Raw genomic sequence first — 8,334 nt, 5'->3', positions numbered from 1 at the left:
AACGCGGAAGCATCTTGATGCCCGGTTACGTGAACATCGGAGCCCGTGTCGGCGAAGGCACCATGGTCGACACCTGGGCCACGGTGGGCAGCTGCGCGCAGATCGGCAGCGGCGTGCATCTCAGTGGCGGCGTGGGCATCGGCGGCGTTCTCGAGCCGCCCTCCGCCCGTCCGGTAATTATCGAAGACGGCTGCTTCATCGGCTCCCGCGCCATCGTGGTCGAAGGGGTGATCGTGGAGCAGCAGGCCGTTCTGGGCGCCAACGTGGTGCTCACGGCCTCTACGCCCATCGTCGACGTCACGGTCGATCCCGCCGTCATCAGCAAGGGACGCGTGCCCGCTCGCTCGGTGGTGATTCCCGGGACCATGCCCAAGACATTTCCCGGAGGTACCTTTGGCGTGCCGTGCGCACTCATCATCGGCCAGCGCAAGGCGTCGACCGACCTCAAGACCAGCCTGAACGACGTTCTGCGCGAGTTCGCGGTGCCGGTGTGACCCCGCGTCTTGCTGAGACGACCCTCGCGCTGTGCGCCATCTCGAGCGTGACCGGTGACGAGGCGGCGCTGTGCAGCCATGTCGAGCGATGGGCCCAGGCGTCCCTGCCGGCATGTGCTGTGCACCGCGTCAACAGCTCGCTCCTCGTCGTGCCGCCACGCCGGGAGAACCGGCCCTGCGTCGGCCTGTTCGGCCATCTCGACACCGTGCTGCCATCGGCAGATCAACCACTCGAGATCAGGGATGGAAGGGTGTACGGCTGCGGCGCCAGCGACATGAAGGCCGGGCTGGCCGTCATGATGGCGCTGCTCGAGCGCCACGCCCACTATCACACAGACCTGGTGGCGGTCTTCTACGAGCGTGAAGAAGGCCCCATGGACGAGAGCGGGCTTCCCCCTGTTCTAGAAAAGCTGCCCCCCATCGATCTCGCGGTGATGCTCGAACCCACCGCCAACCGCCTGCAGGTCGGCTGCGTGGGCTCGCTGCACGCCCGCGTCACCGTGCGCGGCACGCGCGCGCACAGCGCACGCCCGTGGCAGGGAGACAACGCCCTCTACCGCGCGCTTCCGGTTCTCGAGCGGCTGCGCGCGAGAGAGCGACGTGAGGTGACCATCGAAGGGCTGCCGTTCTTCGAAGTGCTCACCCCCACCATGGCCTCCACCGCGAACTCGCGCAACGTGGTCCCGGACCGCTTCGACATCAATGTGAACTACAGATTCGCCCCTGGGCGTCACGAGGACGACGCACTGCAGGATCTCGTGGCCCTGGTGGGCGACGAGGGAGAGGTGACACTTGTCGACGGCGCGCCATCCGGTGCGGTCTGCCTGCGCCATCCCCTGGTGACCGAGTGGATTGCGCGCGCACGTCTCGAACCCGAGCCGAAGCAGGCCTGGACCGACGTGGCGCGTCTCACGGCGATGGGCGTGGCCGCTGTGAACATGGGCCCCGGCGACCCCGCACAGGCTCACCAGGCGGGGGAATGGGTGGCTGTCGAGGCCATCGAAGCCGGCCTCGCGGTTCTCGAGGCACTGGTGGATCGGTGAACCCAGGCTTTGCAAAGGTGGCCCCCTCGCTCATCCGCGAGGTGAATGCCCGCAAGAAGCCCGGCGATATCGACCTGGGCCTGGGCGAGCCTGTGCTCCGCCCGGACATGGGCGCATTTGAGCGAGCCCTCGCGCGCGTGCGCGAGCGCGGATGCCCCTACACCGCAAACGCCGGTGACGAGGCGCTTCGCGACGCGGTGGCGAGAAGACTGGAGACCGAGGCCTCGCAGATCGTGATCACGCACGGATCGCAGGAGGCCCTGTACCTGGGCATTCGCGTCGCTGTCGACCCATCGGAGGACGAGGTGCTCGTGGTGGAGCCGGCATACCCCGCCTACACGCGCATCTGCGAGGCCGAGGGCATCGCGGTCCGCGCCGTCGGCCTCTCCCCAGACGACGGATTCACCCCCCGTGCCCAGCCTGTTCTCGAGGCGCTGACCTCGCGCACGCGACTCGTGGTGCTGTCATCCCCCTGCAATCCCACGGGAAGGGTGTGGGCACCGGACGAGCTTGCGCGCCTGTACGCCGGACTGCCCGAAGGCTGCCGGGTGCTGCGTGACGAGGTCTACCACGAGCTCACCTTCGACCATGCGCGCCAGGCCTCGGCTGCCACATTACGCGCCAGCACCCTCATCGCGGGAGGCCTGTCGAAGTCGCACGCACTGACCGGGCTTCGCATCGGCTGGCTGGCCTGCCCTGCCGACATCATCGCCAGCGCCGTGCGCGCCCACCAGCTCATCGCAACGTCGGCCTCGACCTTCTCACAGCACGTCGCCCTCGAGATCATTGCGGGAGAGGTGCCGTCGCATCGCGCGCACTATGCCGCGCGCCTTCCGCTGCTCGCCGCCGCCCTCGCGCGCCACGGTCTGCACGCGGTGATGCCCGAGGGGGCGTTCTACTGCATGGTGGCCATCCCGAACGGTCGACCGTCACTTGAGACCGCCCTGCATCTGCTCGAGGCGCATCACGTGGTCACCATTCCGGGGAGCGCGTTCGGTCAGTCGAGCGAAGGCTGGCTGCGCATCTCATGGGTCTGCGAGCCGGACGTCCTCGACGAGGGGCTCGCGCGCATCGCCGCGGGGTTCAGGGCGCAGATCGTGTGAAGTCCGGTCGGCGGCGCTCGAAGAACGCCGTGAAGGCCTCTCTCGCTTCCGGTCCGCGCAGCAGGCGCATGAACACCTCGGCCTCCGCCGCTATCGCGGGGGCCACGAGACCGTTGAGCGCCTTGCGCATCAGGCGCTTCGACTCACGCACAGCCACAGGGGGCAGCGACACGAACCGCTCCGCCTGGCGCTCGGCGTGGGCCAGCACCTCGTCGGGCGGCAGCGCGCGGTTCACAAGCCGCATCTCCACCGCCTCGGCCGCGCTGATGGGGTCTCCCAGCAGCAGCTTCTCAGACGCCGCCTTCGACCCGGCAAGGAGCGGCAGCAGTGCGCTTGCGGCAAATTCCGGACACAGGCCCAGCGTCACGAAGGGCATGGAGAGCACCGAATCAGTGGCGCAATAGGCCAGATCGCAGTGCATCAGCATGGTGGCCCCGATTCCCACGGCAACACCGTTGACAGCAGCCACGACGGGGACCTCGCAGCGATCGAGCGCGTGGATGAAGCGCAGCACCGGGGCGTCTTCACCGGTGGGTGGGCGTCGTGCGAAGTCTTCGAGATCGTTGCCTGCGGTGAATACGTCCTCCAACCCGTGAATGAGGAGGACGCGACTCGCCGCATCGGCCGACACCGATGCGATGAATGTCGCCATCTCATCGTACATGGCCACCGTGATGGCGTTCTTCTTCTCGGGTCGCGCGATCTGAAGGCGCGCCACCCCGTTTCTCGTCTCGATGTTCAGGCTCATGCGCAGACCACCCGTCGATGCAGCCGACGCCTTGATCGTGGAGGCACTCAACCGAACAGGATCACCGCGATGAAAACGACCACCGCGAACACGACCCCGACGATTGCAGCTTTGGCAGCCTTTGACATGCCCCCCCCTGACAAGGTGTAGCTCGTAGATGCTTGGAGACTTCCGACGTCTGAGATGTAGGACGCGCGCACGTGGTACCCCTTCCTTTTACAGAGAATCGAGCCATCGTAGAGGCCGACGCATGTCATCGCCTGGGGCCTTCTCCCGCCTTATCGGTTGAGCGGGGTCGACAGATAAGGCCGGCGCCCCATGTTTCAAGCCGGGTTCGACGGGGTACGAGAAGAGCAAGGGTTCATCAGCGCGCCAACACACCGGCCTGGTCTGGCGGCAGGCGCCCTGAATCACGCATCACAGTACGGAAGGAACCATCTACCCATGACACTGCGCAAGGACCGCACATCGCTTCGGGGCTTCGCCTCCATGGACAGCACCCGACAGCGCGAGATCGCCCGCATGGGCGGTCGCGCCTCTCACGAGAAGGGAAAAGCCCATCAGTTCACCTCAGAGGAAGCCCGGAACGCTGGGCGCAAGGGCGGAGAGACCATCAGCCGAAACCGCGAGCACATGGCCGAGATTGGCCGTCGCGGAGGCGTGCGACGCGGCGAGATCGCCCGCGCCAATGCACAGGCGAAAGAGGCCAGCGAAGCGACAAACTGACCGATCAGCGCGCAGTGGCAGCCGCGACGGCGAGATCGTCGCGCGGGCTGCCCTGCGTGTTGACGCGAACCATGGCCAGCACGCGATCGACGATGCACCGCGCCGGCTCGCGCAGGCTTGCCTGAACGATCTCCCCCACCCCCCCGTCACCGATCGGGTCGAGCACGCCGTCGGCCTCTGAGACCCCATCGGTGAAGAGCACGACCACAGCGCCTCCTTCGAACGGCACCGTGACCTCATCATAGGTGAACGTCGGAGACGCCCCCAGCACGCCCCCGTGCGTCAGCAGACGGCAGACCGATGCGTCGCTCCCCCCCGCATGATAGACGGGGGGCGGATGTCCGGCGTTGGCGCAGGTAAGGGTCTTTGCGTGAGGGTCGATGATGACGCAGGTGAGGGTGACGAACAGCCCCCCCTTTCCAAGCTCGCGGCAGAGGGCGCGGTTGAGGCGCCCGAGCAGGGCTGCGGGAGACGGAGTCTCGTGCGCGAACGCACGCAGCAGATACTTGGCGGCGGCGACGTGAACGGCCGCTTCGGTGCCCTTGCCGCATACGTCTCCGACCACCAGCAGGCAGCGACCGTCGTCGAGGCCGATGACATCATGGTAGTCTCCCCCGACCCGCTGCGCCTCGGAGGCGAACAGGTGGTCGACGGCCACATCGACAGACAGCCCTTCCGCGGGCGGCGACCCGAGAAAGCTCTTGCCCAGCACCTTCACCAGATCGCGCTCCCGCACGTAGAGCGCATCGAGCTGTCGACGCGCCTGAAGCTCGGCGTGATAGAGCCGCGCGTTGTCGATGGCAAACGCCGCTCGGTAGGCCAGATCTTCTGCCAGTCGAACCTCATGGTCGTCAAAGGGGCACGCGCTCGTCCTCCGTCCGAACGTGATCGCCCCCAGCGAACGGCCGTGGGCTCTCAACGGCGCGATGATCGATGATGAGATGCCGATGCGCATGACCATCTCAACCTCACCAGGGGGGACGCCTCCGGCGAGCATGCCCTCCTGCGTGATGCCGTTGAAGACCCGGGTCTGGCCCGTCTCGATCACGTTGGCCACCCCGCTCACAGACGCGCGCTGGTAAGGGTAGCGCCGCTTCGTCTCGTACAGCAGATCGATGCACGACTCGTCGACGTGGGCAGCGGCGGCCCTGCGCAGCGACGTGCTCTCGTCGTCGATCACATCGACCACGCACCAGTCGGCCAGGCGGGGAACGGCCATCCAGACCAGGGTCTCGAGTGTTCGCTCGTAGTCGAGCGACCGCCCCAGATACGCACCGACCCCTGCCAGCAGGCGTTCCTGATCTTCAGCACGCTTCTCTTCGGTGACATCGACGAAGACGAGAACCGCGCCGCTCATCGCTGCATCAGCGCCGCGCAGCGTACGGGCACTGATTCTCAGGTTGATGGAACGACCGTCTTCGCGACGGTAGACCGACGGGTGGCCGAAGACGGTCTCCCCCGCGAGCGCCCGACGCAGCGGCGTCTTCTCTTCACCGAAGGGCGCTTCGCCCTCCGTCTGGCCCAGACGTTCCTCGTCATAGACCGGGAACCCCGCTGCGCCTGCCTCCGCGGAAGACCGTGGCTGTCCCAGGATCTCGACCGCCCGCTGATTCACGAACTCAATGGCGCCGCTCGCGTCTGCGATGACCACCCCCACCGGCATCTGCTGCAGCACTGCGCCGAGGCGCGCGCGCTCGTGCTCCAGGATGACCCGGTGAGGATCACGACGGTCCGACATCTCGGATTCGATGCCCATCGAGAATCGAGCCTCAGCCCTCAGCGCTGCCAGCCGGATGAAGCGGGATGTCAGCGTTGCCGATGTCATCGATATCGGGGAGAGGCGGCAGATCTTCGATGCTCTTGAGACCGAACCACTGCAGGAAGTGACGGGTGGTTCCCAGGAGCGCAGGGCGCCCCGGCGCCTGTGCGTGACCCACCTCTCGGATGAACTGCTTGTCGAGCAGCTTCGTGATGATGTGATCGACGTTCACCCCGCGCACCGACTCCACCTGAGCGCGGGTCACCGGCTGCTTGTAGGCGATGATGGCCAGGGTCTCGAGCGCGGCCCGGGACAGCGTTGAGCGCTGGACCTCACGCATGCGGGCCACCACGTCAGCCGCCAGCGGCGAGGTGACCATCTGGAAGCCGTTCGCCACCTCGCGGATGTTGATGCCACGCTGGGCGTACTCTGACACCAGGGTGCGCAGCGCGTTCTCGATCTGCGCGGAACGCCAACCGGTCAGCTCTCGCAGATCGGCGATCGCGAGCGGCCTGGGGCTTGCGAACAGAACTGCCTCGAGGGTGACGAGCTCGTCCATCGAGGGGGGCGGCTGCTTCGACATGGTGCTACTCTCTGCTCTTTCCTGACGGTGATCGCTCCGCGGGAACCTCGAGGCTGCCCACGAGCGGCGATCCGTCGATGAGCTCGACGATGATGGGGCCACGACGTCCGTCGACGCCTGGCTCCTGCGCGATGCGGATGCGCCGCAGACGAGCCAGCTCGAGCATGGCGAGGAACGTCACGATGACGTGAGGTCGCGAGACGTCGCCCTCGAAGAGCGCCACGAACTCGATCGGACGGCCGTCGGCACAGATCTCAGCCAGGGAGGCCAGCATCTCCTTCATGCGCTGCGGCACCGATACAGCCACCCGCTGCAGGCGAAGCCCCCGCGAGCTCTTCTTGCGACGCTGGTTGGTCTCGAGCATGCGCCGCAACGCATCGAGCAGATCCGGGAGCGAGACCTCGAGACCCGCGTTCACATCGACCTCGACCTCTTCCTCCTCGGTGACCGGCCGGGCGAACATCTGCAGCGACTGGCGCTCCCGATCCTGCAGCTGGTTGCTGGCCTCCTTGAAGCGCTTGTACTCCTTGAGGCGCTCGACGAGATCGTGCTCCTCGGTGTCGCGCTCGAGATCGAAACCATCCGGGAGATCGGCGTCGGGCTCAGGCGGAAGCAGCAGGCGCGACTTCATCTCGAGCAGACAGGCGAAGACGACGAGGTAGCCGCTCTCCACGTCGAGATCGAATCCCGCGGCGCGGGCTTCCACCGCGGCTTCCTGCAGGGCCTTCAGGTGCGCGAAATACTCATCGGCCACCTTCGCCAGGGAGATCTCGGTGATGTCGAGCTGATCCTTGGTAACCAGGTAGAGCAGAAGGTCGAGGGGACCCTCGAAGACATCGAGCTTGACCTGCCACGTCATGAACGCGTGCGGGCGAGCCCCATGGCGTCACGGGCCTCTTCGAGGGTGGCCGAGGCCACTTCGCGGGCGCGCCTGGCCCCCTCGGAGAGCATCTCCTCGATGACACCGGGTCGTTCCGCGAGATCGCGGCGCTTCTCCTGAATCGGGGCAAGCCCCGCGACCACCGAAGCCGCAGCCTTCTTCTTGCAGTCGACGCATCCGAGCGCGCCGGCGCGGCACCCCTCGAACACCTCGCGCTGGACCTCCGGGGCCGCATACATCTTGTGATACTGATAGACCGTGCACAGCTCTGGACGACCCGGGTCGCGTCGATAGACCCGCGACGGATCGGTGATGGCAGTCTTCATCTTCTTCTCGATGACCTCGGGGGGATCGCTGATGAGCAGATCATTGCCGTACGACTTGCTCATCTTTCTGCCATCGAGGCCCGGAACGGCGGCGAAGCGCGTGAGACGAGGCTGGGGCTCGGGAAACACGGGGCGATAGAGGGTGTTGAAGCGTCGAACGATCTCGCGGCACAGCTCGAGGTGCGCAACCTGATCCTGCCCCACGGGCACCACCTCTGCCTTGAACATGATGATGTCAGTGGTCATGAGCACTGGATAGCCCAGGAATCCGTAGGTCGCCACGTCCGACCCGAGCGCCTCGACCTGATCCTTGTACGTCGGCACCCGCTCGAGCCAGCCGACCGGGGTGATCATCGAGAGCAGCAGGTGGAGATGGGCGATCTCCGGGACATCGCTCTGCACGTAGAAGGTGCAACGTTCCGGGTCGACCCCTCCCGCGAGATAGTCGAGCACGATCTCGCGGATCTCGTCCTTGACGTCGGCCGACCGACGATAGCCGGTCGTGAGCGCATGCCAGTCTGCCACCATGTAGAAGCAGTCGAAGTCATCCTGGAGATGCTTCCAGTTCTCGATGGCCCCCAGGAGGTGGCCGATGTGCAGCTTCCCTGTGGGTCGCATGCCGGAGAGGATGCGCTTGCGTCGGGCGGGTGAAGGGGCGTGCGTCATGGGACC

Annotated in this window: 10 protein-coding genes; 4 read left to right on the top strand and 6 right to left on the bottom strand. The window is 66.4% G+C overall.

Annotation, left to right across the window (positions count from 1 at the left end; all coding sequences use genetic code 11):
• From EB084_02190 to EB084_02180, 3 genes are all read left to right on the top strand, one after another.
• A partial coding sequence (locus EB084_02190; GenBank protein ID NDD27060.1) for a 2,3,4,5-tetrahydropyridine-2,6-dicarboxylate N-succinyltransferase occupies nucleotides 1-494 on the top strand: 494 nt, incomplete at its 5' end.
• The gene (gene dapE / locus EB084_02185; protein NDD27059.1) at nucleotides 491-1,537 is read left to right on the top strand and encodes a succinyl-diaminopimelate desuccinylase; all 1,047 of its coding nucleotides are present in this window, start codon (nucleotides 491-493) and stop codon (nucleotides 1,535-1,537) included. The genes EB084_02190 and dapE, both read left to right, overlap by 4 nt.
• Nucleotides 1,474-2,640, top strand: coding sequence for a pyridoxal phosphate-dependent aminotransferase (locus tag EB084_02180; GenBank protein ID NDD27058.1), 1,167 nt, complete (start codon nucleotides 1,474-1,476; stop codon nucleotides 2,638-2,640). Before dapE ends, EB084_02180 begins: the two co-directional genes overlap by 64 nt.
• Here the strand turns inward: EB084_02180 and EB084_02175 are convergent.
• Nucleotides 2,621-3,388: an enoyl-CoA hydratase gene (locus EB084_02175; GenBank protein ID NDD27057.1), complete on the bottom strand. Its 768-nt coding sequence runs from the start codon at nucleotides 3,386-3,388 to the stop codon at nucleotides 2,621-2,623. The genes EB084_02180 and EB084_02175 overlap by 20 nt on opposite strands.
• A gap of 47 nt (nucleotides 3,389-3,435) precedes the next feature.
• A complete protein-coding gene (locus tag EB084_02170) occupies nucleotides 3,436-3,645 on the bottom strand; it encodes a hypothetical protein (protein NDD27056.1) in 210 nt (69 codons plus the stop codon).
• 187 nt (nucleotides 3,646-3,832) lie between these two features.
• On the opposite strand from EB084_02170, the gene EB084_02165 reads away from it, so the two are divergent.
• Nucleotides 3,833-4,114: a stress-induced protein gene (locus tag EB084_02165; protein NDD27055.1), complete on the top strand. Its 282-nt coding sequence runs from the start codon at nucleotides 3,833-3,835 to the stop codon at nucleotides 4,112-4,114.
• Nucleotides 4,115-4,118: 4 nt separating this feature from the next.
• Here EB084_02165 and EB084_02160 read toward each other — a convergent pair whose 3' ends face one another.
• Genes EB084_02160 through trpS form a run of 4 tightly spaced genes read right to left on the bottom strand, consistent with a single transcriptional unit; the run spans nucleotide 4,119 to nucleotide 8,328 of the window.
• The gene (locus EB084_02160) at nucleotides 4,119-5,939 is read right to left on the bottom strand and encodes a GAF domain-containing protein (GenBank protein NDD27054.1); all 1,821 of its coding nucleotides are present in this window, start codon (nucleotides 5,937-5,939) and stop codon (nucleotides 4,119-4,121) included.
• Nucleotides 5,884-6,456, bottom strand: a complete 573-nt coding sequence (gene scpB / locus EB084_02155) for an SMC-Scp complex subunit ScpB (protein NDD27053.1) — start codon at nucleotides 6,454-6,456, stop codon at nucleotides 5,884-5,886. Before scpB ends, EB084_02160 begins: the two co-directional genes overlap by 56 nt.
• A gap of 4 nt (nucleotides 6,457-6,460) precedes the next feature.
• On the bottom strand, nucleotides 6,461-7,315 hold the full coding sequence (locus tag EB084_02150) for a hypothetical protein (protein NDD27052.1): 855 nt from the start codon (nucleotides 7,313-7,315) through the stop codon (nucleotides 6,461-6,463).
• The gene (trpS, locus tag EB084_02145; GenBank protein ID NDD27051.1) at nucleotides 7,312-8,328 is read right to left on the bottom strand and encodes a tryptophan--tRNA ligase; all 1,017 of its coding nucleotides are present in this window, start codon (nucleotides 8,326-8,328) and stop codon (nucleotides 7,312-7,314) included. The genes EB084_02150 and trpS overlap by 4 nt, the downstream gene beginning before the upstream one ends.
• Between the last annotated feature and the right edge of the window lie 6 nt (nucleotides 8,329-8,334).

The sequence above is a fragment of the Pseudomonadota bacterium genome, from assembly GCA_010028905.1.
In the GTDB taxonomy this organism is placed as follows: Bacteria; Vulcanimicrobiota; Xenobia; order RGZZ01; family RGZZ01; genus RGZZ01.
The sequence above is the reverse complement of the archived record's forward strand: the minus strand, read 5'-3'. Positions and strand labels throughout refer to the sequence as shown.